22 protein-coding genes are annotated in these 25,721 nt (G+C 57.0%); 11 read left to right on the top strand and 11 right to left on the bottom strand.

All coding sequences use genetic code 11. The features are described 5' to 3' along the window. Nucleotides 1-29: 29 nt before the first annotated feature. Genes AB4Y96_RS15235 through AB4Y96_RS15220 form a run of 4 tightly spaced genes read right to left on the bottom strand, consistent with a single transcriptional unit; the run spans nucleotide 30 to nucleotide 4,322 of the window. The gene (locus AB4Y96_RS15235) at nucleotides 30-1,616 is read right to left on the bottom strand and encodes a 5-guanidino-2-oxopentanoate decarboxylase (protein WP_441918293.1); all 1,587 of its coding nucleotides are present in this window, start codon (nucleotides 1,614-1,616) and stop codon (nucleotides 30-32) included. Next, on the bottom strand, nucleotides 1,613-2,800 hold the full coding sequence (locus AB4Y96_RS15230; RefSeq protein WP_091884872.1) for a pyridoxal phosphate-dependent aminotransferase: 1,188 nt from the start codon (nucleotides 2,798-2,800) through the stop codon (nucleotides 1,613-1,615). The genes AB4Y96_RS15235 and AB4Y96_RS15230 overlap by 4 nt, the downstream gene beginning before the upstream one ends. Further along, nucleotides 2,800-3,453: a TetR/AcrR family transcriptional regulator gene (locus tag AB4Y96_RS15225; protein WP_091884640.1), complete on the bottom strand. Its 654-nt coding sequence runs from the start codon at nucleotides 3,451-3,453 to the stop codon at nucleotides 2,800-2,802. Before AB4Y96_RS15225 ends, AB4Y96_RS15230 begins: the two co-directional genes overlap by 1 nt. Then, the gene (locus tag AB4Y96_RS15220) at nucleotides 3,450-4,322 is read right to left on the bottom strand and encodes a dimethylarginine dimethylaminohydrolase family protein (protein WP_091884638.1); all 873 of its coding nucleotides are present in this window, start codon (nucleotides 4,320-4,322) and stop codon (nucleotides 3,450-3,452) included. Before AB4Y96_RS15220 ends, AB4Y96_RS15225 begins: the two co-directional genes overlap by 4 nt. A 159-nt stretch (nucleotides 4,323-4,481) precedes the next feature. Between AB4Y96_RS15220 and AB4Y96_RS15215 the strand changes: the two genes are divergently transcribed. From AB4Y96_RS15215 to AB4Y96_RS15175, 9 genes are all read left to right on the top strand, one after another. After that, nucleotides 4,482-5,306 (top strand): ABC transporter ATP-binding protein, encoded by an 825-nt coding sequence (locus AB4Y96_RS15215; RefSeq protein WP_441918292.1) that lies wholly within the window; start codon nucleotides 4,482-4,484, stop codon nucleotides 5,304-5,306. Between the two features lie 59 nt (nucleotides 5,307-5,365). Beyond that, nucleotides 5,366-6,145, top strand: a complete 780-nt coding sequence (locus tag AB4Y96_RS15210) for a transporter substrate-binding domain-containing protein (protein ID WP_441918291.1) — start codon at nucleotides 5,366-5,368, stop codon at nucleotides 6,143-6,145. Between the two features lie 371 nt (nucleotides 6,146-6,516). After that, nucleotides 6,517-7,230: an ABC transporter permease gene (locus AB4Y96_RS15205; RefSeq protein ID WP_091884868.1), complete on the top strand. Its 714-nt coding sequence runs from the start codon at nucleotides 6,517-6,519 to the stop codon at nucleotides 7,228-7,230. Beyond that, complete coding sequence (locus tag AB4Y96_RS15200; protein WP_441918290.1) at nucleotides 7,230-8,069, top strand: ABC transporter permease; 840 nt, start codon at nucleotides 7,230-7,232, stop codon at nucleotides 8,067-8,069. Before AB4Y96_RS15205 ends, AB4Y96_RS15200 begins: the two co-directional genes overlap by 1 nt. A gap of 222 nt (nucleotides 8,070-8,291) precedes the next feature. Further along, nucleotides 8,292-10,298 (top strand): CocE/NonD family hydrolase, encoded by a 2,007-nt coding sequence (locus tag AB4Y96_RS15195; protein ID WP_441918314.1) that lies wholly within the window; start codon nucleotides 8,292-8,294, stop codon nucleotides 10,296-10,298. Nucleotides 10,299-10,418: 120 nt separating this feature from the next. Next, a complete protein-coding gene (locus tag AB4Y96_RS15190) occupies nucleotides 10,419-12,008 on the top strand; it encodes an ABC transporter substrate-binding protein (protein WP_441918289.1) in 1,590 nt (529 codons plus the stop codon). A gap of 3 nt (nucleotides 12,009-12,011) precedes the next feature. Further along, a complete protein-coding gene (locus AB4Y96_RS15185) occupies nucleotides 12,012-12,971 on the top strand; it encodes an ABC transporter permease (RefSeq protein WP_441918288.1) in 960 nt (319 codons plus the stop codon). A gap of 9 nt (nucleotides 12,972-12,980) precedes the next feature. Further along, nucleotides 12,981-13,811, top strand: coding sequence for an ABC transporter permease (locus tag AB4Y96_RS15180; RefSeq protein WP_091884628.1), 831 nt, complete (start codon nucleotides 12,981-12,983; stop codon nucleotides 13,809-13,811). Beyond that, entirely contained in the window at nucleotides 13,804-15,465 is a 1,662-nt protein-coding gene (locus AB4Y96_RS15175; RefSeq protein ID WP_441918287.1) for an ABC transporter ATP-binding protein, read from the top strand. Before AB4Y96_RS15180 ends, AB4Y96_RS15175 begins: the two co-directional genes overlap by 8 nt. 310 nt (nucleotides 15,466-15,775) lie before the next feature. Here the strand turns inward: AB4Y96_RS15175 and AB4Y96_RS15170 are convergent, their stop codons facing one another. The 6 genes from AB4Y96_RS15170 to AB4Y96_RS15145 form a co-directional block, all read right to left on the bottom strand. Beyond that, complete coding sequence (locus tag AB4Y96_RS15170) at nucleotides 15,776-16,726, bottom strand: alpha/beta hydrolase (protein WP_441918286.1); 951 nt, start codon at nucleotides 16,724-16,726, stop codon at nucleotides 15,776-15,778. Continuing rightward, nucleotides 16,723-17,505, bottom strand: coding sequence for a carnitinyl-CoA dehydratase (locus AB4Y96_RS15165; protein ID WP_441918285.1), 783 nt, complete (start codon nucleotides 17,503-17,505; stop codon nucleotides 16,723-16,725). Before AB4Y96_RS15165 ends, AB4Y96_RS15170 begins: the two co-directional genes overlap by 4 nt. Then, nucleotides 17,498-19,570, bottom strand: a complete 2,073-nt coding sequence (locus AB4Y96_RS15160) for an acetate--CoA ligase family protein (RefSeq protein ID WP_441918284.1) — start codon at nucleotides 19,568-19,570, stop codon at nucleotides 17,498-17,500. The genes AB4Y96_RS15165 and AB4Y96_RS15160 overlap by 8 nt, the downstream gene beginning before the upstream one ends. 198 nt (nucleotides 19,571-19,768) lie before the next feature. After that, nucleotides 19,769-20,932 carry an acyl-CoA dehydrogenase family protein gene (locus AB4Y96_RS15155; RefSeq protein WP_441918283.1) on the bottom strand — a complete coding sequence of 388 codons (1,164 nt, stop codon included), beginning with the start codon at nucleotides 20,930-20,932 and terminating at the stop codon, nucleotides 19,769-19,771. A 4-nt stretch (nucleotides 20,933-20,936) separates the two neighbouring features. Next, nucleotides 20,937-21,998 (bottom strand): carnitine 3-dehydrogenase, encoded by a 1,062-nt coding sequence (locus tag AB4Y96_RS15150; RefSeq protein ID WP_441918282.1) that lies wholly within the window; start codon nucleotides 21,996-21,998, stop codon nucleotides 20,937-20,939. Between the two features lie 4 nt (nucleotides 21,999-22,002). Then, the gene (locus AB4Y96_RS15145; protein ID WP_091884608.1) at nucleotides 22,003-22,908 is read right to left on the bottom strand and encodes a 3-keto-5-aminohexanoate cleavage protein; all 906 of its coding nucleotides are present in this window, start codon (nucleotides 22,906-22,908) and stop codon (nucleotides 22,003-22,005) included. 76 nt (nucleotides 22,909-22,984) lie between these two features. Between AB4Y96_RS15145 and AB4Y96_RS15140 the strand changes: the two genes are divergently transcribed. Together AB4Y96_RS15140 and AB4Y96_RS15135 are read left to right on the top strand one after the other, a co-directional pair. Beyond that, on the top strand, nucleotides 22,985-23,974 hold the full coding sequence (locus AB4Y96_RS15140) for a GlxA family transcriptional regulator (protein ID WP_441918281.1): 990 nt from the start codon (nucleotides 22,985-22,987) through the stop codon (nucleotides 23,972-23,974). A gap of 92 nt (nucleotides 23,975-24,066) precedes the next feature. Further along, nucleotides 24,067-24,546 carry a thioesterase family protein gene (locus tag AB4Y96_RS15135; RefSeq protein ID WP_091884606.1) on the top strand — a complete coding sequence of 160 codons (480 nt, stop codon included), beginning with the start codon at nucleotides 24,067-24,069 and terminating at the stop codon, nucleotides 24,544-24,546. A 180-nt stretch (nucleotides 24,547-24,726) separates the two neighbouring features. Here AB4Y96_RS15135 and AB4Y96_RS15130 read toward each other — a convergent pair whose 3' ends face one another. Continuing rightward, nucleotides 24,727-25,626 carry a LysR substrate-binding domain-containing protein gene (locus tag AB4Y96_RS15130; protein WP_441918280.1) on the bottom strand — a complete coding sequence of 300 codons (900 nt, stop codon included), beginning with the start codon at nucleotides 25,624-25,626 and terminating at the stop codon, nucleotides 24,727-24,729. Nucleotides 25,627-25,721 lie beyond the last annotated feature (95 nt).

The raw sequence follows: 25,721 nt of genomic DNA, 5'->3' as shown, positions 1-25,721 counted from the left end.
GAATGACAAAACCGCTCCACTAGACGCCATCAACCGATCAATGTTTCATCAATTTCAATCAGATATGGATTTCCGCTCGCCTTGGCTGTCAGCAGTGCAGCGGGTAGTTCGCCCAATGTTTGCAGTTTGATGGAAGCCACGCCATAGGCCTCGGCGATTTTGAGATAATTGGGCGCTGATGGGCGCACGCCAACCGGGTTGATGTGCACGTCGCGCATGGCGCGTTCGATTTCCTGATAGCCCTGATTGTTCCAGACGACGAAAATCACAGGCGTTTTTTCATCGACTGCCGCGCCGAGTTCTCCCAGCACAAATTGAAAGCCGCCGTCACCGACGATGCAGATCGTTGATGTCTCGGGCTTGCCGAGCGCTGCGCCAATAGCAGCAGGTGGGCCAAAACCGAGGGCACCAAAGCCGGTTGCCGCATTGAACCAGCCACCAACACGATCATGATCGTAATAGAGATTGCCGGAATAGATGGCCTGGGTGGAATCGCCCACGATCAATGAATCCGGCAATGTGTCGCGCAAAATATTGAGAAAGCGCACATGGCTCTGCGTTCTCGGGCCGATTTCCGCCCATGCCGCATCGCGGGTAGCCAGCGCGCGGTCTTCACCCGACTTGGTATTGCGCCGCGCGGGCAATGTGGCTGCCAGTAATCTGACAGTCTCCTGCGCCGATGCCTCGATGGGCATGAAAGCCGGGCGGCGATCAAGCTGGCCCGCATCGATGTCGATGCGTACAAGGCGTTTCAGTTCCGGAAAACCGCCATCGCCATACATGTCGTAGTCTGTTGGTCCCATTTCGGTGCCGATGGCGATCACCAGATCGCTTTCAGCGAGAAGCTTGCGTACAGCGGTGAGGCTGGCGCTGGCCGGGATCAGCAGTGGGTGATTGTGCAGAATGCCGCGTGCATTGGTGGTTGCCACCACAGGCGCATCCAGCTTTTCCGCCAATTCCTTTAGTTCTGCTGCAGCGCTTCTAGCACCGCCGCCAATCAGGATAACCGGTCGTTCAGCGCCAAGGCACTGGCGGGTTAGTTCAGCCATGGTTTCCGCCGATGCCTGCGGAATAGGTGCATCCGATAGCTGGCGGGTTGCACCATCCAGTGGCAGCGCCATCACATCCAGCGGTATCTCGATATGAACAGGGCCGGGACGCCGCGAGGCAAACAACGCAAAGGCGCGGGCAAGCACAATCGGCAATTCATCCGCTGTTTCAATACGATGCGAGAACATCGCAACCGTTTGCAGCATGGCGCGCTGATTGGGTAGTTCATGCAGGAAGCCCATGCCTTGGCCAAGGGATTCGCGCTGATTGACACCCGAGATCACCAGCATCGGAATGGAATCGGCACGGGCCTGTCCCATGGCGGTGATGGTATTGGTGATGCCGGGGCCGGTAATGACGAAAGCGACGCCGGGCTTGCCGGTTGCCCGTGCATAGCCGTCGGCCATGAAACCCGCGCCTTGCTCATGCCGCGGCGTGATATGGCGTATTTTTGAGGCGGCAAGGCCGCGATAGAGTTCTATCGTATGAACACCGGGAATGCCGAAAACCGTATCGACATCGTAGGATTCGAGCAGATGGACGAGGGCTTCACCAACCGTTGTCATGCGGATTTCCGTTGCTGGAGGCGGGAGGCAAGGCGGACAATACCGGCGCAGGCAGCGTCTATCTTGTCGTCGGCGACGCTGAGGCTAAGGCGCAGATAACCGGCCAGATTGTCGCCGAAGGATTCGCCCGGCATGACCGCTACATGTTCTTCTTCGAGAAGTCGCATGGCGAAATCATTGCCGCTCAGACCCGTTGCGCGAATATCGGCGAGGATGAACATGCCCGCCTGTGGCATGTCGGCACCGATACCAGCAATCCCGTCAAGTCGCTTCGAGATCAATTGCGCGCGGCGGGAATAGCTTTCGCGCATGGTTGCCGCTGCTGCCGAGGGCTGGCCAAGCGCATAGGCGGTCATATCCGCGATAAAGGGCTGGACGCCAAACAACAGGGATTCCGATAGGGGCAGAAGTTTCTGGGTGAACTCTGCCGGGCCGACACACCAGCCGCTGCGGAAACCCGGCGCGGCATGGGATTTGGAAATGGAGGCAACGGCGATCGTCCGGTCGGCGAGTTCCGGCCGGTCAAGCGGCGAGGCAAACTTGCCGTCAAAAATCAGCAGTTCATAGACTTCATCAGAAACAATCCACAGATCGTGCTTGCGGCAGACTTCGCCAATTTCAGCCACTTCCTTCTCGCTCAGCACGGCGCCGGTTGGATTGTGCGGCGTGTTGAGCAGGAGAACGCGGGATTTCGGTGTGATGACCTTTTCCAGATCGGCAGCCTGCATGCGAAAGCCGTTTTCGGGGCGCAGGGGAACGGAAACCCGTGTTGCGCCAGTTGCGCGGACAACGCCGTCATAGGTGGCATAGAGCGGATCGCCGGTGATGATCTCGTCGCCTTCTTCGGCAAGACCGAGCATGACAAGCGACAGTGCCGTCTGGGTTCCGGGAAAACACATGATGTGTTCAGGCCCGATAGCCCGGCCCGTGCGCGCGGTATATTTGGCCGAAAGTGCAGCAAGAACAGCGGGTTCGCCGCGACCGTTGGAATAGCCGGTACGCCCTGCACGCATAGCGCGCTCGGCCACCTCAAGCATGTCAGTCGGGGTTGGAATGTCAGGTTCGCCGATGGTCAGCTCGATGATCTCCTGGCCAGCGCGTTGCATTTCACGCGCACGGATATGCACGGCCCATTTATCCGATCCCAGTCCGGCCAGACGGTCGGTCAAAGACGCATAGCGCATCATTCGGCTCCTTGAGTGTGAAGTGAGATTCCAAGTACGGCTTCAATAGCGGCAATGCCGGTTTCAGCCAATTCCCCATCGGCGAAAATATCGCCGGCAAGACAGCCTTCCAGCCACAATCCATCGATGATCGCATTGATGGCGATAGCATGGCGGCGGGTATGAATAGGTTCCGCCGGTTTTTTCGATGCAATAAGGGCCTCGCGGATCAGGATTTCCAGCTCGTCGCGAAAACCGAGATAGCCGTCGCGGTGCGCGGCGGCCATGGCAGGGTCCGCATGAACAAGGGCAATGAAACCTGCCCATAGCGACAGATTGTGCGGGTCCATGATCGGTTCGCCAAGGTTGGCGGTAACAAAGGCCTGTAGGCGCGAGCGGGGATCAGCGGCGGCATTGTGCAGGGCATCGCTGGCCTGCACCGTCATGCGGTTCATGACGGCGCGATAGGCAGCGCCAATCAGATCATCCTTGGTGGGAAAGTAATAGCGGATCAGCCCGGCTGTTACATCGGCCCTCTGGGCGATTTCGCGCACGGTGGCACCGGCAAGTCCGCGCTCGGCCACACATTCAAGCGTTGCGGCGATCAGATCCTCGCGGCGCTTGTCCTCGCCTTCACGGCGAAAGGTTTTGCGTGTGGCCGATTGTGTCTTCATTGCCGGAAGACCGGACGGGTGAGGCAGGTGGGACCGCCTTCGCAGGCAATGCACAATGCATCGGCTTCGAAGGTTGTGACGGTGCAACCAGCGGCTTCCATAGCCGCCTTGGTCTTCTCAAAGCCCGCCACCGCGATGACTTCATAGGGCGCGGTTGGCAGCACGTTGAGGTTAAGGCCGTTGCTGGCGGCAAATTCTTCTTCCGGCGCTGCGATGAGGCGAATGCCGCGCTCTTTCAGTAACTGATAGAAGGCGGCTGGCAGCAGGGGCAGATGGACAAGAGCAAGGTCTTCAGCCAGCGGCGAGATGATGGACATCAGGTGCAAACAGGCCTCTTCGCCCTGCCACAGCGGCAGGTCAAAGCCGAGAACAGTCACGCCAAGCGGCTCAAGAATGGCGGCCATCTGCTCGATACCGGATTGATTGGTGCGCACGCCGCGGCCAATGGCCAGTGTCTTGCTGTCGACCCAGACGCAATCACCGCCTTCAACCGTACCCGGCGCGACAATGCGGCCAAGAACCGGCACATCCATCTGGCTATAGGTTTCGTGATGAAGATCGGTTTCATCAAGGCGCAGGGGCTTGCCCATGCGCAGAAGGATTGCACCCTTGTCGGTGACGAGAGAGGGATCGTGCGTGAATATGGAATCCGACAATCCATCATTGCCATCTCTGATCCAGGTAATGTCAGCACCCGATTGAGCCACAAGATCGGCGAACACACGATGCTGTTCCGACGCGCGGCGCGGATCAAATTGCGGGCCATAATGCCAGACGTCACGCTCGGCACCAGCCATAACGCGGTCAGGCATGCGCATGATGACGCGTTTCAGGGGAAGGGCCATGGACTGGGAACCGAATGCGCTCATCGACTGCTCTCTCGTAAAAATTGCATCTGGAGTATTTATACGCTTGCATAATTAGAGCGCAAGTGGTGTGATGCTCGAAATTAGGCAGTTTCGCCTCATGCTGACAAAACAGGCAATAATGATGACAGCAGGTGCCAGACAACCCATGGAAACCGCACGATGACGGAAGCGTTACACGCATCCGCTCAGACGGAGCCTCTCCAATCCGTCCCGGCCGAAAAAGCCGAAGCCATCCACGTCTGGAACCTGCACAAGAAATTCGGCGCCCTTGAAGTTCTCAAGGGCGTTTCGCTGACCGCCAAAGACGGTGATGTCGTGGCGATGATCGGCGGCAGCGGTTCCGGCAAGTCAACTTTCCTGCGCTGTATCAATTTCCTCGAAAACCCGACAAGCGGCGTCATTCGCATCAATGGCGAGGATGTGCAGATGGTCAGCGACGGCGAGGGCGGTCAATACCCTGCCAACCGCCGTCAGATCGAACGTATTCGCAGCCGTCTCGGCATGGTGTTCCAGAATTTCAATCTCTGGCAGCATATGACCCTGATCCAGAACGTCATCGAAGTGCCTGTTCATGTTCTTGGCATGAAACGCGATGAAGCCATGGCTATCGGCGAACAATTGCTCGAACGGGTCGGACTTTCAGCCAAGCGCGATGTCTATCCAGCCTACCTTTCCGGTGGTCAGCAGCAGCGTGGTGCCATTGCCCGCGCCCTTGCGATCCAGCCGCGTGTGATGCTGTTCGACGAGCCGACATCGGCGCTCGATCCGGAGCTGGTCGGCGAAGTTCTGAAGGTTATCGGTGATCTCGCCAAGGAGGGGCGAACCATGCTGCTGGTGACACATGAGATGAAATTTGCCCGGGAAGTGGCAAGCCATGTCATGTATCTCCACAACGGCATTGTCGAAGAAGAGGGGCCACCGGAAGAATTGTTCGGATCACCAAAATCTGAACGTTTGAAGCAGTTTATCCGCACTGTTTCATAAATTGCATGAAAAAATACAGGGAATAATCCTGGGGAACAAGAAAACAAATGGAGTTAAAAATGAGAGCTTTCTTGAAATCAGCGGTTGCCGCCGCTGTGCTGGTCGCAGGAATGGGTGTTGCCAGCGCTGAACAACTCAAGGTTGGCATTGCCGCCGAACCTTATCCACCTTTTGCCTCACCTGATGCTTCGGGCAAATGGGAAGGATGGGAAGTCGATATTGCCATGGCAATCTGCGCTCAGGCCAAGCTTGACTGCGTGATCACGCCCGTTTCGTGGGATGGTATCATTCCGGCTTTGACCACCAAGAAGATCGATATGATCGCCGCTTCCATGTCGATCACAGCCGAGCGCGAGAAGACGATCGATTTTTCCGACAAATATTACAATACGCCCACGGTCATCCTCGGATCGAAAGACGTCAAGATGGACGCTTCACCCGAAGGTCTGAAAGGCAAAATCATAGGCGTGCAGGTTTCGACCATTCACCAGGTCTATGCCAAGAAGCATTTTGCCGCGACAGCGGCTGAAATCAAGGAATACCAGACGCAGGACGAAGCCAATCAGGATCTGGCTGCCGGGCGGATTGACGCGACGCAGGCCGATTCATTGGCACTTGAAACCTTCGCCCAGACCGACGCGGGCAAGGCCTGCTGCGAGATCAAGGGCAAAGTTGCGCCCGATCTGGAAGTCCTTGGACCCGGTGTTGGTGTTGGCCTGCGCAAAGGTGATACGGAGCTGAAGGGCAAGATCAATACAGCCATCAAGGACATTCGCGCCAATGGCAAATATGACGAGATTTCGAAGAAGTACTTTAACTTCGATATGTATGGCGGGTAAGCCGTTGGCTGGAGCAGGTGTTTGCCTGCTCCGGCTTTTTCCTATCCGTCCATGACGTAGTCTACACAATGCACCCAATCCCTTGTGGAGAGGAGATGGCCGATGGTTAACCCTTCAGCGCGTTCTTTGCATGAACGGAGTGCGTGGTTCGACAAGCTCACCATGAGGGAGAGCGAGGATGCAACGATAGTCACCAACGTTGCAGAATTTGGCTCCGTGCAACCACGACTCTCCCTCATGGTGAGCTTGTCGAACCACGGCATACTAAATCTGCAGCGCTAATTCCCTCACCGGGATATGGGTGCATTTCATTGCTTTGAATCGAGGATCGCTTGGCCGACGCATCAATTATTCCAGCTGGTATAGCCGGCATGTTTGATCTTCTGTCTCCCAATCCGCCGGGATGGGGCGGTAATCTCCTGCGTGGTCTGGCAAATTCGCTGCAGATCGCCGTGGGTGCCTTTGGCATGGGATTGCTGATTGGCACATTCGGTGCCTATGGCAAGCTCTATGGCGGGCCACTGGTTCGCGATATTGCGGCGATCTATACGACTATTGTGCGTGCGGTTCCGGAGCTGGTGCTGATCCTGCTGCTCTATTATGCGGGCACCGACATGATCAATCGGGTGCTGGAAGGCCTCGGCTATCAGCGTGTCGATATCAGCGGACTGGTTGCTGGTATTGTTGTGCTCGGCTTTGTGCAGGGTGCCTATGCCACGGAAGTGCTGCGCGGGGCTATCAAAGCCATTCCGCAGGGGGAAATCGAGGCGGCGCGGGCCTATGGCATGTCGCCAACGCTAATGATGCGCCGTATTACCTTGCCTGCCATGCTGCCGCATGCGCTGCCGGGCCTTGCCAATCTATGGTTGATCTCGACCAAGGATACGGCTCTGCTCGCGGTGGTGGGTTTCAGTGAACTGACGCTTGTGACCCGTCAGGCTGCGGGCACGACAAAGGCCTATTTCCTGTTCTTCATCGCGGCAGGCGTTCTTTACCTTGCCATCACATTGTTCTCCAACCTCATCCTTGCCAAGGTTGAGCAATGGGCGCGGCGCGGCATGCCTTCGGTCAAGGAGGCGCGATGATGAGCGAAACGCCACTTGAAGCGCCCATCGAAACATTTCCGATCCACAAGGACAGCGACACGAGCGGGCAGGCGCGTAAACTCCCGCCGCATCGCATTGTCCTCATTCTGATTGGTATTGCGCTTGTCGCCTCAGCTATTTTCTTCATGCGTTGGGACTGGTTGCCCAATTATGGGGATCTGATCCTGCAAGGCCTGTGGCGCACGATCTGGATATTGATCGTTACCGTCATCATCGGTTTCCTGCTGGCTGTACCGCTTGGATTGGCACAGGCAGCGGGCCCGGCAATTCTTGCGGTACCGGCACGGGTGTTCTGCACTGTTATTCGCGGCACGCCGCTGCTCCTGCAACTCTGGCTGCTCTATTACGGGCTGGGTTCGCTGTTCCCGCAATATCCGTGGATACGCAGCTCGGAACTCTGGCCGTACTTGAGACAAGCATGGCCCTATGCGGTGCTGGCTCTCTCCCTGTCCTATGCGGGTTATGAGGGCGAGGTGATGCGCGGCGCGTTTGCCGGTGTGCCCAAGGGACAGCTGGAATCGGCGCGGGCTTTCGGTATGCGCCGCTTCACCATTTTTCGTCGCATCTGGTTGCCGCAGGCCATTCATCGCGCTTTGCCGACACTGGCGGGCGAGGCGGTGTTACAGCTGAAATCAACCCCGCTGGTGGCAACGATTACCGTCGTCGATCTCTATTCTGTCGCCTCGCGCGTAAGACAGGATACATTCATCACCTATGAGCCGCTTTTGCTGTTGGCCGCCGGTTATCTTGTCATCACCGGCATCATTGTTTTTCTCTTCCGCCGGTTGGAAAAGCTTATTCCATCAAGGCTGGGATGAGACTTTTCCAGCGTGACGCAAATGACCGAACATATGTCGCAAGTGTTTGGTCCGCATAGCCGGACAGATGCGCATAGTACGATACAAAGGAACACCTCGCAAAAGACGAGAAAATGGGATTCATGTTTTCACCGGGTGGTCTGCCCGGTGTGCATTGGTCATTGTCGCCAAGACAAATGACCGGATCTGTTTTCCGCTCCGCTGCAGGAACGAAAGATGGTAATGCGGACAGTCGAGACTTTTCAGCACAAAGTGAGAGAAGAAGCCGATCTGGGCATCGTTCTGCCCGATGGCTGCCGCCTCTCGGCCCGGGTCTGGATGCCCGAAGATGCAGTTGAAAATCCGGTTCCCGCCATTCTCGAATTCCTGCCATATCGCAAGCGCGATGGCACCACGGCGCGAGATAATCTCACCCATCCTTATTTTGCCGGACATGGCTATGCCTGCCTGCGTGTCGATATGCGCGGCAACGGCGATTCCGAAGGGCTGATGGAGGACGAATATTCGGTTCAGGAACTCAACGATGCCTGCGATGTGATCAAATGGATTGCAGCGCAGCCCTGGTCATCGGGCAGGGTTGGCATGATGGGCATTTCCTGGGGCGGGTTCAATTCGTTGCAGGTGGCGGCTTTGCAGCCCAAAGCGCTGAAAGCCATCATCACGCTCTGCTCGACGGATGACCGCTATGCCGATGATATTCATTACAAGGGCGGATTGCTGCTGAACGAAAATCTCGGATGGGGCGCGACCATGCTCGCCTATTCCTCGCGTTCACCCGATCCGCTGCTTGTCGGCGATAAATGGCGTGCCATGTGGCTCGACCGGCTTGATCATGAGCCATTTCTGCCCGCGACCTGGCTGATGCACCAGACCCGTGATGCCTATTGGAAGCGCGGTTCAATCTGCGAGGATTTCTCCGCTGTCAAAGCCGCCACATTGGCGATTGGCGGCTGGGGTGATGGTTACAAGAACGCCGTACCGCGCCTGATGGAAGGCATTACTGCACCGGTCAAAGGCATTGTCGGACCGTGGGTGCATAAATATCCGCATTTCGCCGTGCCCGAACCGCGCATCGGCTTCCTGCAGGAGGCTTTGCGCTGGTGGGACCGCTGGCTGAAGGATATCGATACGGGCGTCGAGAACGATCCGGCTTATCGCGGCTATCTGATGGATTCCGTTCGTCCGAAAAGCTGGTACACGGAACGTCCCGGTTACTGGATTGCGGAGCCGCAATGGCCATCAAAGACCATCCGCAACGAAGTGCTTCACCTGACTGCCGAAAAATCTCTGGGTAACAAGCCCGTCAAGGAATTTGCCCATCTTATCGCTTCGCCGCAGGATTGCGGCATGATGGGCGGAGAATATTGCGCCATCTGGCTTGGCCCGGAACTTCCCGGCGATCAGCGCCGCGATGATGCGTTGTCTGTCTGCTATGATGGCGCTGTGCTTGAAAAGGCTGTTGATATTGTCGGCGCACCTGAAATCTCGCTGACGCTTTCCAGCGACAAGCCTGTTGCCCTGGTTGCCGTGCGCCTGTGCGATGTGCACCCGGATGGCGCATCGACACGCATCACCTATGGTGTGTTCAATCTCTGCCATCGCAACAGCCACGAAAAGCCGGAAAGCCTGAAGCCGGGCGAACCTGTCAAAATCCGGTTCAAGCTGGATGACATTGCCTACCGTGTCCCAGCCGGTCATCACCTGCGCATTGCCGTCTCATCAAGCTATTGGCCGATGGTCTGGCCATCGCCTGAGACTGTCAGCCTGACGCTGCATGGCGGCAGGCTGGATTTGCCATCCCGCGATCTCGCAATGGGTGACGAATGGACCTTTCCTGAGCCGGAAGCAGCGTCGCCATGGCAACTCGACACCTTGCGCAAGGGCACAAACAGTCGCCTGATCGAACATGATCAGGTCAGCGGCAAGATTATCTTGTCGATCATGGATGATTTTGGCGAAGCGCGGGACAAAGAGCATGGACTGATCCATGGCAGTGTTGCGCGTGAACGCTGGGAAATCCATCCTGATAATCCACTTTCCGCCTATGGCGAGACTCATTGGACGGAGCTGTCAGGCCGCGATGAATGGCGCGTCCGCACGGAAACGTTCACCACGATGCGGTCAGACAAGCAGAATTTTCATCTGACGGGCCGCATTGAAGCCTACGAAAATGACGAGCTGGTTTTCGAGCGAAATTTCGCCGAGACAATCGCGCGTCAGCACATCTGATTGCTGGAGGTTATAGTCAAAAGTCACATTGACGGTTGAAATCCACGGGTATCAAGTCGCATAATTCACAAAAACCGAATTTGGGCGCCATGCGTTCCAAGCAACAAAAGGGGAATGGGTATGTCAAAAGAACTCGATTATCTGAGCCGCAAGGTCGCACGCGGACATTTGTCCCGTCGTGATTTTCTTGGCCGCGCTGCCGCTCTCGGTGTCACCACCGTTTTCGCCAATTCATTGCTTTCCAGCGCCGCTTTGGCCGAAGGCCCGGTCAAGGGCGGTACGCTAAAAGCCGGCATGCAGGGCGGCGCTTCGACCGACAGCATGGACCCGGCAACATGGCAGAGCCAGGTTCCCTATAAATTTGGCCGCCAATGGGGCGAACAGCTCGTTGAAATTCAGGCCGATGGCACGTTAAACCCGAAACTTGCCACCGAATGGGGTTCGACACCCGACGCCAAGGTCTGGACCTTCAAGATCCGCAAGGGTGTGCAGTTCCACAATGGCAAGGAAATGACGGCTGATGACGTCGTAGCCACGATGGAACGCCATTCCGATGCCAATTCAAAATCCGGTGCGCTTGGTGTCATGAAGGGCATCGACAATGTGAAGAAAGACGGCGATACCGTTGTTTTCACATTGAAAGAGCCGAATGCCGACCTGCCGTTCCTGATGGATGATTACCATCTGATGATCCAGCCCAATGGCGGCAAGGACAAGCCGACCGCCGGTATCGGTACCGGGCCTTATAAGGTCGTCAAGGACGAACCGGGCGTGCGCCATATCGGCGAGAAATTCGCCAGCTATTGGGACGGCGATAAGCGCGGTCACGCGGATCAGATTGAAATCATCGTCATCAACGATGCCACGGCCCGCACATCCGCTTTGCAGTCCGGACAGGTTCACATGATCAACCGCGTCGAGCCGAAGATCGTTGATCTGGTCAAGCGCGTTCCCGGTGTGACTATCCAGAACGTGGCGGGCAAGGGGCATTATGTGTTCATCGCCCATTGCAACACGGCACCGTTCAACAATAACGATCTGCGTCTGGCGCTGAAATACGCCATGAACCGCGAAGACATGGTGCAGAAAATCCTGCGCGGCTATGGTTCGATCGGCAATGATTTCCCGATCAACAAGGCCTATCCGCTGTTTTCGGATGATATCGAACAGCGTGCCTACGATCCCGACAAGGCGGCTTTCCACTTCAAGAAATCCGGTCATGATGGTTCGGTGCTGCTGCGCACCTCCGATGTGGCCTTTCCGGGCGCCATTGATGCGGCACAGCTTTTCCAGCAGAGCGCGGCAAAGGCCGGCATCAAGATCGAGGTCAAGCGCGAACCCGGCGACGGCTACTGGTCCGAAGTGTGGAACAAGCAGCCATTTTCGGAATCCTATTGGGGTGGCCGTCCGACACAGGACCAGATGTATTCAACCGCCTATCTTTCCACCGCAGACTGGAACGACACACGCTTCTTCAATGAAAAATTCGACAAGACATTGATTGCAGCGCGCGCCGAGTTGGACCCTGCCAAGCGCAAGCAGATGTATCGTGACATGTCGGTGACTGTCCGCGATGAAGGCGGCGTTATCGTGCCGATGTTCAACGACTTCATCGATGCGACCAGTGCCAAGGTTGGCGGCTGGGTGAAAGATGGCAATCAGGAAATGAGCGGTGGCTATGCCTTGTCCCGCTGCTGGCTGATGGCCTAACGGATGAGTGGTCCTGTCCTCAAACTGGTGGCCCAACGCATAGTCATGGGCCTTCTTCTTCTTCTGGCAGTCTCGGTGCTGATTTTTGCAGGCACCCAGATACTGCCGGGAGATGTGGCGCAATCCATTCTCGGCCAGTCGGCCACGCCGGAGGCTTTGGCAAACCTGCGGCGTGACATGGGGCTGAATGATCCGGCCTATATCCGCTACCTGCATTGGCTTGGCGGTATGTTGACCGGTGATCTCGGCACGGCGCTATCCAGCGGACAGGACATTGCGACGTCGCTCAAAGGGCGGTTATGGAACACGCTGTTCCTCGCTTTCTGGGCGGCTGTTGTCTCGATCCCCTTGGCAATCGCGCTTGGCCTTCTGGCCGTGCGCTATCGCAATGGCTGGGTGGACAAGCTCATTTCCGGCCTCGGCCTTGCCTCCACCTCGCTGCCGGAATTTTTTACCGGTTATCTGCTGATCTATTTTGTCGCCGTGCGCCTGCAATGGTTCCCGAGCGTTTCCACCGTCTATGACGGCATGCCGCTCGGCGAACGGCTGAGCGCCATTGCCCTGCCGGTGACAGTCCTGACACTGGTCGTTCTGGCGCATATGATGCGCATGACCAGAGCTGCCATCCTCAACGTCATGCAATCAGCCTATATCGAGACGGCGGAGCTGAAAGGGCTGACCCCGCTTCAGATCATCACCCGCCATGCTTTCCCCAATGCCATTGCGCCAATCGTCAATGTGGTGATGCTCAATCTGGCATTCCTTGTTGTCGGTGTGGTCGTGGTCGAAGTCATTTTCGTCTATCCCGGCATGGGGCAGTATCTGGTTGATCATGTGGCCAAGCGCGATGTGCCTGTTGTTCAGGCGTGCGGACTGGTTTTTGCGGCCGTCTACATCACCCTTAATATTATTGCTGACATCGTGGCGATTGTTTCCAATCCCCGCCTCAGACACCCCAAGTGAGGCCGCGCCATGTTGAACGTTAAAAACATTCCCATCAGCGCCTGGATCGGTCTGATCATCACGGCCATCTTTCTCTTCGCGGCGATTTTCGCACCGTGGGTTGCTCCATATTCCGTCGGCGAAACCGTCGGCGACGTCTGGGAACCCATGTCGGCCAAATACTGGCTCGGTACGGATAATCTTGGCCGCGATCTGCTTTCGCGTATGATCTACGGCGCGCGCATCACCATCTTCATTGCTGCCATGGCAACGGCCCTGTCGTTCATTCTCGGATCGGTTCTTGGCTTTGCGGCTGCGGTCATCGGCGGCTGGTTCGATCAGCTCATGTCGCGCTTTGTCGATCTGATCATGGCGATCCCCACCCTGATCTTTGCGCTTGTCGTGCTCTCGGTTCTGCCCGCCAATATCACAACGCTGATCTTCGTTATGGGGCTTCTTGATGCCACCCGTGTTTACCGGCTGGCGCGGGCGGTGGCTGTCGATATCAACGTCATGGATTTCGTCGAGGCGGCAAAGCTGCGCGGCGAGGGACGTATCTGGATTATTTTCCGTGAAATATTGCCCAATGCCCTGACGCCGCTGATTGCCGAGCTTGGCCTCCGTTTCATCTTCGCTGTGCTGTTTCTATCAGCGCTGTCGTTCCTCGGTCTTGGTGTTCAGCCGCCGGATGCGGATTGGGGCGGTATGGTCAAGGAAAACAAGGAAGGTATTGTTTTCGGCATTCCCGCCGCGCTCATTCCGGCTGCCGCTATCGCTGTCTTGTCGATCTCCGTCAATCTGGTTGCGGACTGGATACTCAACCGAACCACCAGCTTGAAGGGAGGGCGCGGCAATGGCTAAAGCACCTGCAAAGGACAAAACGGGCCTTCTTCTCGATATCCGCAATCTGAGAATTGAAGCGACCAGCTATCCGCCCGGTGAACCGCCACGCAATGTGGTGATTGTCGACGATATCTCGGTAAAAGTCGAACGCGGCAAGGTTCTGGGTCTGATCGGCGAATCCGGTGCGGGCAAGTCCACCATCGGTCTTTCGGGCATGGGCTATGGACGCGGTGGTGTCCGTATCACTGGCGGCGAAGTGCTGCTCAATGGCCGCGATATCCTCAAAGGTGGCGCAAAGACGCTGCGGCAAATCCGTGGCCGCGAAGTCTGCTATGTTGCGCAGTCGGCAGCAGCGGCTTTCAATCCGGCACGCAAGTTGATGGATCAGGTGATTGAAGCGGCGCTTCAGCACAGGATCACCACGCGCGCTGAAGCGGAAAAACGCGCGATTGGCCTGTTCAAAAAGCTGGGCCTGCCGAACCCCGAGACTTTCGGTCAACGCTTTCCGCATCAGGTTTCAGGCGGACAGTTGCAGCGAGCGATGACTGCCATGGCACTCTGTTCGGAACCGGATCTGATTGTCTTTGATGAACCGACCACGGCGCTTGACGTGACCACCCAGATTGACGTGCTCGCTTCGATCAAGGATGCCATTCACGACACGAATGTCGCCGCGCTCTATATCACCCACGATCTTGCGGTTGTGGCACAGGTTGCCGATGACATCATGGTACTGCGCCACGGCAAGATGGTGGAATATGGCGACACGCGCCAGATCATCAAGGAACCGCACCAGGAATATACGCGCCAGCTGGTTTCGGTGCATCACATCCCGCATCAGGAAAAGACAACCGATGGCACGCCCATTCTGTCGGTGAAGAACGTCACGGCGGCCTATGGCGGCGGGCTGGTCAAAGTTCTGAAAAATGTCTCGGTGGATCTGCATCTCGGCCAGACACTCGCGGTTGTCGGCGAATCCGGCTCAGGCAAATCGACACTCGCACGCGCGATCACCGGCCTTCTGCCGCCGATGGAAGGTTCGATCACCTTTGACGGGCGCACGCTTTCACCACGTCTCGCCAATCGCACCCGCAATGATCTGCGCGAATTGCAGATGATCTACCAGATGGCGGATGTGGCGATGAACCCGCGCCAGACCATCGGGACCATTATTGGCAGGCCGCTCGAATTCTATTTCGGCATGCGCGGCAAGGAACGCGACAAGCGTATTGCCGAACTGCTCGACAAGATCGAGATGGGCAAGGGCTTTGTCGACCGCTATCCCGCCGAACTGTCAGGCGGGCAAAAACAGCGCGTCTGTATCGCCCGGGCCCTTGCCGCCAAGCCGAAACTGATCATCTGCGACGAGGTAACAAGCGCGCTCGATCCGCTTGTGGCCGATGGCATTTTGAAACTTCTGCTTGATCTGCAGGCGGATGAACATGTGGCCTATCTCTTCATCACCCACGATCTTGCCACGGTAAAATCCATCGCCGATGCCATTGCCGTAATGTATCGCGGCGAGGTGGTGCGCTACGGCCCAAAATCGCAGGTGCTCAAGCCGCCGTTCGATGCCTATACGGACCTGCTTCTGTCATCGGTTCCTGAGATGGAACTGGGCTGGCTGGAAGGTGCGGTGAAAAACCGTCGCATGGCGAGTGCGGGGAATTAGGGTCCGCTTTCATTTGGTTTGGGGAGATCACAACCGTTGCAGAATATAGCTCCCTCTAACCCACCCATCTCTCCGTCATCCTCGGGCTTGACCCGAGGACCCACAATTTAAAAGCGCCAAGTATCCAGATTCGTCTAATTTCCTTAACCGTGGGTCCTCGGGTCAAGCCCGAGGATGACGGCAATGGGGGCGCGGGGAACCATATTCTGCAACGATATTGCGATTAGCGTTGCATCGTCACTCTCCCTCATGGTCGTTATGTCCAACCACGCACCACTCACCTCACCATCGACCACTCACGATATCTAACTCAAAGCTGACCCGGCCAGCGGCCTTGGCCCAGCAAATGCACCGCAGTGCATATCCGGCGGAAGCTGGAGCGGGCGCGTTCGACGCTGTGGCGGGCACGCAGATAGCCGTGCACCAGACCGGGCTCATTGTTCCAGATCGCCTTGCCGCCATCAGCTGAAATCCGCTCGCAATAGTGCCTGCCATCATCCGATAGCGGATCGCATTCTGCAGAGATCACAATCGTATCGGGCAGGTTGGAGAAGTCGGTGTCAGCGAGCGGGGCAAAACGCGGGTCTTTTGACCAGTCGTGATCACCGCTTCTGACCTTGGCGTAGTAGACCGTATCGCGTGTGGTCAACATGGGTGCTTCCGCATGGGCGACATACGAACCCTCGTTCTGCGCACCGCCCAATCCCGGATAGATCATCACCTGACCAATCGGCGCGCGATCACTGTGGCGCACATGATGCGAAACGGCAGCAACCAGATTGCCGCCAGCACTGTCGCCGCACAGCACGATGGGCAGAGCAGACGTTGCCGCCACATGCTCGAATACCGCAAGACAATCCTCGAACGATGCGGGATGTACGTGCTCGGGCGCGAGGCGATAATCGACCGACATAACCCGAAAGCCGGTGGCGTCACAAATCTCGGCACAGACATCATCATGGCTGTCGAGACCACCGACGACAAAGCCACCGCCATGAAAATACAGGCAGATGGCTTCGGGTGTGGTGTTCTCTTTGTCATAGATACGGACAGGGATTTTCCTGCTATCAGCGTCGACAAAGCGATCAGCGGATGAAACGCTCTGGGGATAGCCGACGAAAAATGCCCTGCACATTCGGTTATAGACCTCGCGCTGCTGCGCGACGGTAGAGTCGACGGCATCGGGTGGGTAAAAGCTGTTGGTCCGCTCGATGAAAGCCCAGGTTTCCGCGTCGATCAGAACCGAATAATCCGTGCTCATTTGCCTTTCCATACGGGATCGCGTTTTTCGGCAAAGGCTTTAAAACCTTCCTGACCGTCTTCCGAGGCATAAAGCACATCGACGGTGCGGAATTTACGCTTGGTGATCCGGCTCATGGCGTCCTGAAAACTCATATCCTCCGCCTCACGCGCCACTTCCTTGATGGCGGCAAACACCAGTGGCGGGCCGCTTTCGAGCAGACGCGCGATCTCCCAGACACGCTCCATCAGCTTGTCCTTGGGCAGAACCTCATTGACGAGACCCCAGCGATGCGCCTCGGCGACATCCATCCAGYGTCCGGTAAAAAGTAGGTCCATGGCGACGTGATAGGGAATGCGCTTGGGCAATTTCACCGTGGCGGCATCAGCAAGCGTACCTGCGCGTATCTCAGGCAGGGCAAAACTGGAATGGTCGGAGGCAAAGATAAGATCGCAGGAGAGGGCGAGTTCAAACCCGCCTCCCACCGCCATGCCGTTGACGGCGGCGATGACAGGCTTGTTGAGGTCGCGCAGCTCCTGCAATCCGCCAAAGCCACCGACCCCATAATCACCATCCACGGCATCGCCGCTTGCGGCTGCCTTCAGATCCCAGCCAGCGGAGAAGAATTTGTCGCCTTCGGTCTGGACAATCGCCACGCGCAATTCAGGATCGTCGCGGAAATTCTGGAACGTTTCTCCTAGCAGGCGGCTGGTCTTGAGATCGATGGCATTGGCCTTCGGACGATCCAGCGTGACTTCGAGAATACCGCCTTCGCGGCGCGTTCTGATCACATCACTCATGCAACTCTCCCCTGGTTACAAGCAGCGCATCGGCTATCCATGCGCCCTGACCGCTGCGGCAGACAAGCAGCGGATTGATATCGAGTTCAACGATCCTGCCGGCATTCTTCACCGCAAAATCGGCAATGCCAAGAATGGCATCCAAAGCCGCATCAAGATCGGCTTTCGGTTTGCCACGATAGCCGTCAAGCAGCGGAAACATACGCAGCGAGCGCAGGGCGGCTTCGGTCTCCGCCCGGCTGGATGGCAGGAGCAGCGTCACGCTGTCTTTCAGCAGTTCAACCAGCACACCGCCGGTGCCGAGCGTCATCAGCGGCCCGAATTGCGGATCATCAACAATACCGACAATGAGTTCGGCAACGGCTTCGGTCACCATGCGTTCGACATAAAGTCCGCTGCCGATGCTGATTAAGTCATCGGCGGCTGCACGCGCGGATTGTTCATCCCGCAGATTGAGCCTGACAGCATTAAGCTCGGATTTGTGCGCAACGCCAAGTGCCTTGAGCGCGACCGGAAAGGTCAATCTTTCCGCCGCTGCAACCGCTTCTTCGACGCTTTGGCAACGTTGGCCCAAAGGCACGGGTAGACCCCGCATTCTAAGGAGGGCTTTTGCTTCCGCTTCGTCAGGCGTCAGGTTTTCCGCATGGATTTCTTCGGGAGAAACAACGGGCTGAGGCAATGGTGTTTTCCATGCCTGACCGATAAACGCGGCAGCCTCAGCAGCATCAAACGCCTCGGTGATCCCGCAGAGTGGTGCAATACCTCTCGCCATCAACCCGGCAATATATTCCTCGGGTATATTTTCCGGCAGGGATGCGACAATGGCGCCCTTGGCATTATTGGTTTTAAGAGCAGCCTCAAAACCCCGCACGGTTGCCCACCAATCCACATCGGAACAGCGGTCTTTGCGGGGAAAGTCAAGCACAAGGCAATTGAGCGCAAAGCTCCCTGATACCATGGCTGTAAAGGTCTCGGTGAGTGCCGGTTCATTGTTCCAGATAAAGGTGTGGTAATCGAGCGGATTGGCCACGGCGACCAGCGGCCCCAACGTGGATTTTACTTTGGCCCGGTGTTCGGGTGTGAGGACTGGAAAGTGAACCGCGCGGCCTTCGGCACTGTCGGCCATGACAGAGGCTTCGCCGCCGGAACAACTCATGGACGAAAGCGTATTGCCATCAAGCTGTTTATGCACATGCAGAAGCTTCAGCGTTTCAAGGAAAGAGGCGATGGAATTGACCCGGGCAATGCCGAGGCGCTTCAAAAATGCATCCGACGCCGCATCCGATCCAGCCAGCGAGGCCGTGTGCGAAACGGTTGCCGCGCGCGCCTGCGCCGAGCGACCAACCTTCATGGCAACGATGGGTTTGTTCAGTTCCCGCGCGCGTTTTGCCAGTGCCTCGAATTTTGCCGCTGATTGAAACGCTTCGATGTGGAGACCGAGCGCTGTGACCCGCTCATCCTCAAGCAGGGCAATAGCCATATCGGGCAGGCCTGTTTGCGCCTGATTGCCTGCCGTCATCACATGGGCAATTGGCAATCCGCGCGTCTGCATGGTCATGTTGATGGCGATATTGGACGACTGGGTGATGATGGCAACACCGCGCTCATCAGCCGCAAGTCTGCGTCCGCCATGCTGGTCGGGCCAGAGCAGGGCACCATCGCAATAATTGATCAGGCCATAACAGTTTGGCCCGATGATCGGCATGTCGCCCGCTGCCTCAATCAGCTCATCCTGCAGCCGCGCACCATCCGCATCATCGGCGCCAGCTTCCAGAAAGCCCGAGGCATAGCATACGGCAACACCCGCACCGCGTTCACGCAATTGCCTGACAATGTCGATGGTAAGAAACCGGTTGACGCCGACGAATGCCGCATCCGGGCTGCCGGGAAGGTCGGCAACCGAGCGATAGGCTTTCAGGCCAAGAATTTCATCATGTTTGGGATGCACAGGCCATATCTCGCCGGAGAATCCCATTTTCTGCGATTGCTTGATGACTTCGGCCGCCTGAAGGCCGCCGAAGACTGCAATGGTTTTGGGTCGAAGCAGACGGTCGAGTTTTGGCACTAGCAACCACCCCCCTCTGCCTTGTCAGGCATCTCCCCCACAAGGGGGGAGATCAGCCTACAATACTGCCTTTGCACAATTTGAAACGTTTCCGGTTGTGCAAAGGCGTTCATGCCAATGTGATCTCCCCCCTTGTGGGGGAGATGTCCGACAGGACAGAGGGGGGTGATGATGGCGAAACCTGACCTCATAAACCGCTCATGCTCCATGCGGACGAAGCAAAGCGCGGGAAATGATGTGGCGCTGGATTTCCGATGTGCCTTCCCAAATCCGCTCCACGCGGGCATCGCGCCAGATGCGTTCAAGTGGCAGGTCGTCCATCAATCCCATGCCGCCGTGAATCTGGATGGCTTCATCGGCAACGAAGGCAAGCACCTCCGTGGCTTTCAGCTTAGCCATGGCCATGTCCTGATCGGTTACAGTGCCCTGATCGAATTTCCATCCGGCTTCGAAAGTCAGCAGATCAGCAGCCTTCAGTTCCGTTGCCATATCGGCCAGCTTGAACGAAACGCCCTGGAATTTGCCGATCTGCTGGCCGAACTGCACCCGCTGCGCCGCATATTCGATGGCGTGGCCAAGTGCGCGTTCTGCCCGGCCAAGGCAAGTAGCCGCGACCTGCAGCCGTGTGGCACCAAGCCATGTATTGGCGACGTCAAAGCCTTTGTGCACTTCGCCAAGGATAGCATCGGCGGGCAGGCGGCAATCATCAAACTCGATGATCGCATTGGTATAGCCCCGATGCGAGACATTGCGATAACCCTCGCGGATGCTCATCCCGGGATGATCCTTGTCGACGAAGAAGGCAGTGATCTTTTTCTTCTTGCCGCGCGGCGTGTCTTCTTCACCCGAGGCCACGAAGAGGATGACAAAATCCGCTTCCAGCGCATGGCTGATGAAATGTTTCGTGCCGTTGACGATCCAGTCGCCGCCTTTTTCCACGGCTGTTGCCTTCATGCCGCGCAGATCCGAACCCGCACCGGGTTCGGTCATCGCAAGGCAATCAGACTTTTCGCCGCGAATGCAGGGGTAAAGGTATTTTTCCTTCTGGGCGTCTGTGCCAGCGAGCAGAATGTTCGAGGGACGCCCGACGCAGGACCAGTGCAGCGCGTAATTGGCGCGGCCAAGCTCCTTTTCATAGAGCAGCCATGTCACCGTATCGAGACCGGCACCGCCGACGCTTTCAGGCATGTTCGCCGCATAAAGACCGGCGGCAATCGCCTTTTGCTTCAGCTCATCAGCCAGTTCCTTGCGCAGGACACCCGTGCGCTCGACTTCCGCTTCGTGCGGGTAAAGCTCGTTTTCGACAAAGGCGCGGGTTGTCTCGACAATCAGCCTTTGTTCCTCCGAAAGACCGAAATCCATGGTTCTAAACCTTCTTCTTCGGTTTGGTGGATTTGGCTTTTTCGGCAGCTTTTGAAATGGCAGGCTTCTTTGCCAGTTTGGACAGCTGTTTTGTGTAATCCTTGTAGAGTGCCCCGGCGCCCCAGCCCTTGCCTTTGTTCTGGCGGGAGAGGGCATCCATGATGGCAACCAGATTGTCGTCGCGGATGCGTTCCAGTTCGCGGATCGAAAGACCATGCGCCTGTTCGTCGGACTGGGTGGCGATCTTGTCGACCAACTCGTCAGTGAGTTCAGGAACGTCCATCAGCTTGGTCCATGGCCATGACAGACAGGGGCCGAACTGGGCCATGAAGTGGCGCATGCCCGCTTCGCCGCCCGCCACACGATAGACCTGAAACATACCCATCTGCGCCCAGCGAATCCCGAAGGAATAACGCATGATATCGTCGAGTTCCTCGACGGTGGTAATATCATCCTTGATCAACCACAGCGCTTCGCGCCAGACGGCTTCGAGCAGACGGTCGCCAACAAAGGCTTCGATTTCCTTGCGGATGACCACCGGTTTCATGCCGATCGAGGCGTAAAGCTCACGCGCGGTTTCGATGGCTTCCGGCGAGGTCAGCTTGCCGCCGACGATTTCCACGAGGGGAAGCAGATAAACAGGATTATAGGGATGACCAACGACCAGGCGCTCCGGATGCTGCATCGATGTCTGCATATCCGATGGCAAAATGCCTGATGTGGACGAACCGATAATCGCGTCGACAGCCGCATGTTTGTCGATTTCCGCCAGCACCTTGTGTTTCAGATCAAGCCGTTCCGGCACGCTTTCCTGAATGAAATTGGCACCGGCGACAGCTTCGGCAATGGTCTTGGCAAAAGTCAGCTTGCCTTCTTTCGGCAGGCCACCGGGAACCATGGTCTTGTAGGCACGGCGTGAATTTTTCATCACCTCGCTGACCTTGCGCTCCGCTTCCGGATCAGGATCGAAGATCGAGACGTCGATACCGTTGAGAATGAGGCGGGCGACCCAGCCCGCGCCGATAACACCGCCGCCGACGGCTGCCGCTTTGCGAATTGTCCTCATGATGTCACCAGCCCTTTGTCAGTTTCATGCGGGCGCGAACCTCGTCAGGACCGAGGATTTTCGCGCCAATGCTTTCGGCAACCTTCACCGCCCGTTCGACCAGTTGACCGTTGGTGGCAAGAACGCCCTTGTCGAGCCAGATATTGTCTTCAAGACCAACGCGGATATTGCCGCCCGCCAGCATCGCCATGGCGGCATAGGGCATCTGGTTGCGGCCAATGGAAAAGGCCGAAAACGTCCAGTTGGATGGCAAATTGTTGGTGAGTGCCAACAGCGTGTTGATATCATCCGGCGCACCCCATGGAATGCCCATGCAGAGCTGCACCATGACAGGATCTTCCAGCAATTTCTGGTCATAGAGCCATTTGGCGAGAAGCAGATGACCGGTGTCGAAAATCTCGACTTCCGGGCGCACGCCGAGCGCCTTGATCTGTGCCGCCATGTCTTTCAGCATGGCAGGCGTATTGGTCATGACGTAATCGCCTTCGCCGAAATTCATCGTGCCGCAATCAAGCGTACAAATTTCCGGGCGCAGCTTTGCCACGTGGACGAGACGTTCGGTGGCGCCAACCATATCCGTACCATCAGGCGAGGGCGGCATGGGCTGTTCGGTCGAGCCAAGCGTCAGGTCGCCGCCCATACCGGCGGTGAGGTTCAGCACCATGTCGACACCAGACGCTTTGATCAGCTCGACCACTTCCGTATACAGCGCAATGTCGCGTGAGCCTTTGCCCGTTTTCGGATCACGCACATGGATGTGAGCGATAGCCGCTCCCGCATTAGCGGCGGAAATGCACTCATCGGCGATCTGGCGCGGGGTGACCGGAACCTTGTCGGACCGGCCTGTCGTGTCACCGGAGCCGGTCACGGCACAGGTAATGAATACGTCGCGATTGGGGGTGAGTCCCATTGCTTTGCTCCCATTTTTTCGTTGGGCAAATCATGCAGCTGTTGCAAACCAATGCTTTGCAATATACGAATTTGATTTGATGAATAGCGAATCGTCGCCACTCTTTTTACCCAACGCCAAAACGCTTGAAGTGACGGTTCTCGTCTTCAGCGGTGCATCACTGATGTGCGTGGCATCCACTATTGATCCCATGCGCGCGGCCAATCGCGTCTCGGGCAGCAACCTGTTCAAATGGCAGATCGTTTCTCTGGATGGAAACCCTGCTATCACCACCTGCGGTCTGCCCATTGCGGTCTCCGGTGCCTTCGATCCTTCTGACAAAGCCGACATGCTGCTGATGATCGGCGGCTTCGGTACCTCGGATATTTCGCGCACGACCTTCACCGCCAGCCTGCGCCGCGCCACGCACCGCTACCAGATGATCGGCGGCATCGAAGCGGGGTCATGGCTGCTTGGCCGCGCAGGATTGCTCCGGGGACGCCGGGCTACAACTCACTGGGAAGACATGGAGGAGTTCACCGCCGAATTTCCTGAAACCGATGTGCGACCGGACCGCTATGTTATTGAAGGTCCTGTCTTCACCACCGGCGGCGCATCGCCGACTTTTGATCTGATGCTGCATCTCATCCGTTCGCGCTGCGGCATGTCCGTGGCGCTCGATGTGGCGAGCGTCTTCATCTATGACGAGGCCCATGCCTCCAATGATGCCCAGCCACTTGTTTCGCTCGGGCGGCTTGACGATGTGCATCCGAAACTCGCCACTGCAATCCGGCTGATGGAGGGACATCTCGATGCACCGCTGACCATTGGGGCCATTGCCAAACGTTGTGGTCTCAGCGCCCGCAGCCTTGAAAAGATATTTGCAAAAGCGGTCTGCGAAGGGCCGGGCCGCTATTATCTGCGCCTGCGCCTCAAGATCGCGCGGCGGCTGATCACCGACACGAGAACACCGCTTGCCGACATCGCTGCACGCACAGGTTTTTCATCCGCCGCCGCCTTCGCCCGCACATTTCGCACCTTCGAAGGTAAGACGCCGAGCAGTTTACGCACCAATGCCAATCGTTAGGCAGCCGCCATCATCAGTCGCTTTTGACAAAGTGAAGGGGTGGCTGCCATGCTTCAAATGCCACCGAGTTTTACCAATAAGGGAACACCCGCATGTCTGAAGGTGAATTATACCGCTCCGCGCCGATCTCCATGGAAAAGGAGTGGATCGATTATAACGGTCATCTGAACATGGCCTATTATAACGTGGTGTTTGACCGTGGTGGTGATGAGTTCCTTGCGGAGCTTGGTTTTGGGCCGAAATATGCGGCGGAGCGGAAGCTGACGATTTACACCGCCGAGGTCCACATCTGCTATGTGCAGGAGATCCATCTTGACCATGTGGTGACTGTAACGAGCCAGTTGATCGATTTCGACGGCAAACGCCTGCACACCTATAACGAGATCATCCACCGGGATGGATGGGTGGCCGCGACGTCGGAAGTTCTGTCGCTGCATGTGGATATGAACGGGCCCAAAGTTGTCCCGTTTCCGGAAGATGTGTTGCCCAAGCTTGAGTTCTACAAGCAAGCCCATTCAAAGCTGGAGCTACCTGCGCGTGTGGGCAGAGCGATTGGGATTAAGCGGAAATAGGGTTGGAGATGGTTTGGGCTTGTGGTTCGTGGTTCGTGGTTCGACAAGCTCACCATGAGGGAGATGGGTGATGAAGGGGAGCTTTATTCTGCAGCCTTTTGATCTCCAATCTCTGTGATTATTGTTGCATCCCCACTCTCCCTCATGGTGAGCTTGTCGAACCACGCACCACAACCACGCTCATGCAGCCTCAAACTGCTCCACCAACCACTTCTCAAACTGGCGGATACGGGCTTCATTAACCCGCTCTTTGCGGCAGATCATGTACCAGGCACCGGGTTGCGGAACTCTCAGCGGGAAAGGCGCCAACAGACGTCCGGCTTTGAGATCATCCGCCACCAGAAAACCCGGCGCGATGGCCAGTCCCTGACCATCGAGCGCCGATTGCAGGGCGGCGAGATAGGTGTCGAATTTCAGCGTCACAGCCTGTCCGGTGTCGGCAATGCCTGCCGCCTCCAGCCAGGTTCCCCAATCTTCAGGCGCCGTATAGAGCGCGAGGCGCGGCACCTTGTTCAATGCCTTGGCACTGTTATCACCCGCAATGTTTGCTGCGACCTGCGCGCTGCATACGGGAAACATCTCTGCCTTTACCAATAGCCGGTAATGCAAGTTCATCCGCTCCGGCCGCGTGGTGTGGATGATGCCGATATCACAACTGTCGATGTTGAGTTCCCAGTCAAGCTGGCTCGTGCCAATGCGGATGGCAAGGTTTGCATTGACCTTGCGGAAATCCGTCAGGCGGGGAATGAGCCAGCGAATGGCAAAGGTGGCGTAGGTTTCAAGCGCCAGATCATCCGTTGTGCCAAGCCGGTTGATCAGTGCCGTGCCACGCGCAATCTTTTCAAAGGCATCGCGCATATAGGGATAATAGAGCGTCCCGGCATCGGTCATCGCCACGCCGCGCGGCAACCGCTCGAAGAGTTTTACGCCCAAAATCGCTTCAAGTTCGGAAATGCGATGGCTGATCGCTGATTGCGTCACGCCAAGCTCATCACCCGCAAGGCGAAAGCTCAGCAATCGCGCCGAGGCTTCAAACGCACGCAATGAGCCGAGCGGCGGTATTCTGGGCTTCGACATCATCGGGTGGCACCTGCAATTTCGACTGTTGAGAATAATTCATGTCTTCATGAGCAACCATCGCTTGAACGGAGCCCAATGCGGAATCATTCTAATCT

Source organism: Phyllobacterium sp. TAF24, assembly GCF_052113785.1.
GTDB lineage: Bacteria > Pseudomonadota > Alphaproteobacteria > Rhizobiales > Rhizobiaceae > Phyllobacterium.
This window is presented reverse-complemented; position numbering and strand designations above follow the sequence as displayed.

What these genes read in the sequence shown, in the direction of transcription:
- AB4Y96_RS15235 (WP_441918293.1), bottom strand. Translation starts at nt 1,616, where the DNA reads ATGACAACGGTTGGTGAAGCCCTCGTCCATCTGCTCGAATCCTACGAT.
- AB4Y96_RS15230 (WP_091884872.1), bottom strand. Translation starts at nt 2,800, where the DNA reads ATGCGCTATGCGTCTTTGACCGACCGTCTGGCCGGACTGGGATCGGAT.
- AB4Y96_RS15225 (WP_091884640.1), bottom strand. Translation starts at nt 3,453, where the DNA reads ATGAAGACACAATCGGCCACACGCAAAACCTTTCGCCGTGAAGGCGAG.
- AB4Y96_RS15220 (WP_091884638.1), bottom strand. Translation starts at nt 4,322, where the DNA reads ATGAGCGCATTCGGTTCCCAGTCCATGGCCCTTCCCCTGAAACGCGTC.
- AB4Y96_RS15215 (WP_441918292.1), top strand. Translation starts at nt 4,482, where the DNA reads ATGACGGAAGCGTTACACGCATCCGCTCAGACGGAGCCTCTCCAATCC.
- AB4Y96_RS15210 (WP_441918291.1), top strand. Translation starts at nt 5,366, where the DNA reads ATGAGAGCTTTCTTGAAATCAGCGGTTGCCGCCGCTGTGCTGGTCGCA.
- AB4Y96_RS15205 (WP_091884868.1), top strand. Translation starts at nt 6,517, where the DNA reads ATGTTTGATCTTCTGTCTCCCAATCCGCCGGGATGGGGCGGTAATCTC.
- AB4Y96_RS15200 (WP_441918290.1), top strand. Translation starts at nt 7,230, where the DNA reads ATGAGCGAAACGCCACTTGAAGCGCCCATCGAAACATTTCCGATCCAC.
- AB4Y96_RS15195 (WP_441918314.1), top strand. Translation starts at nt 8,292, where the DNA reads ATGCGGACAGTCGAGACTTTTCAGCACAAAGTGAGAGAAGAAGCCGAT.
- AB4Y96_RS15190 (WP_441918289.1), top strand. Translation starts at nt 10,419, where the DNA reads ATGTCAAAAGAACTCGATTATCTGAGCCGCAAGGTCGCACGCGGACAT.
- AB4Y96_RS15185 (WP_441918288.1), top strand. Translation starts at nt 12,012, where the DNA reads ATGAGTGGTCCTGTCCTCAAACTGGTGGCCCAACGCATAGTCATGGGC.
- AB4Y96_RS15180 (WP_091884628.1), top strand. Translation starts at nt 12,981, where the DNA reads ATGTTGAACGTTAAAAACATTCCCATCAGCGCCTGGATCGGTCTGATC.
- AB4Y96_RS15175 (WP_441918287.1), top strand. Translation starts at nt 13,804, where the DNA reads ATGGCTAAAGCACCTGCAAAGGACAAAACGGGCCTTCTTCTCGATATC.
- AB4Y96_RS15170 (WP_441918286.1), bottom strand. Translation starts at nt 16,726, where the DNA reads ATGAGCACGGATTATTCGGTTCTGATCGACGCGGAAACCTGGGCTTTC.
- AB4Y96_RS15155 (WP_441918283.1), bottom strand. Translation starts at nt 20,932, where the DNA reads ATGGATTTCGGTCTTTCGGAGGAACAAAGGCTGATTGTCGAGACAACC.
- AB4Y96_RS15150 (WP_441918282.1), bottom strand. Translation starts at nt 21,998, where the DNA reads ATGAGGACAATTCGCAAAGCGGCAGCCGTCGGCGGCGGTGTTATCGGC.
- AB4Y96_RS15145 (WP_091884608.1), bottom strand. Translation starts at nt 22,908, where the DNA reads ATGGGACTCACCCCCAATCGCGACGTATTCATTACCTGTGCCGTGACC.
- AB4Y96_RS15135 (WP_091884606.1), top strand. Translation starts at nt 24,067, where the DNA reads ATGTCTGAAGGTGAATTATACCGCTCCGCGCCGATCTCCATGGAAAAG.
- AB4Y96_RS15130 (WP_441918280.1), bottom strand. Translation starts at nt 25,626, where the DNA reads ATGATGTCGAAGCCCAGAATACCGCCGCTCGGCTCATTGCGTGCGTTT.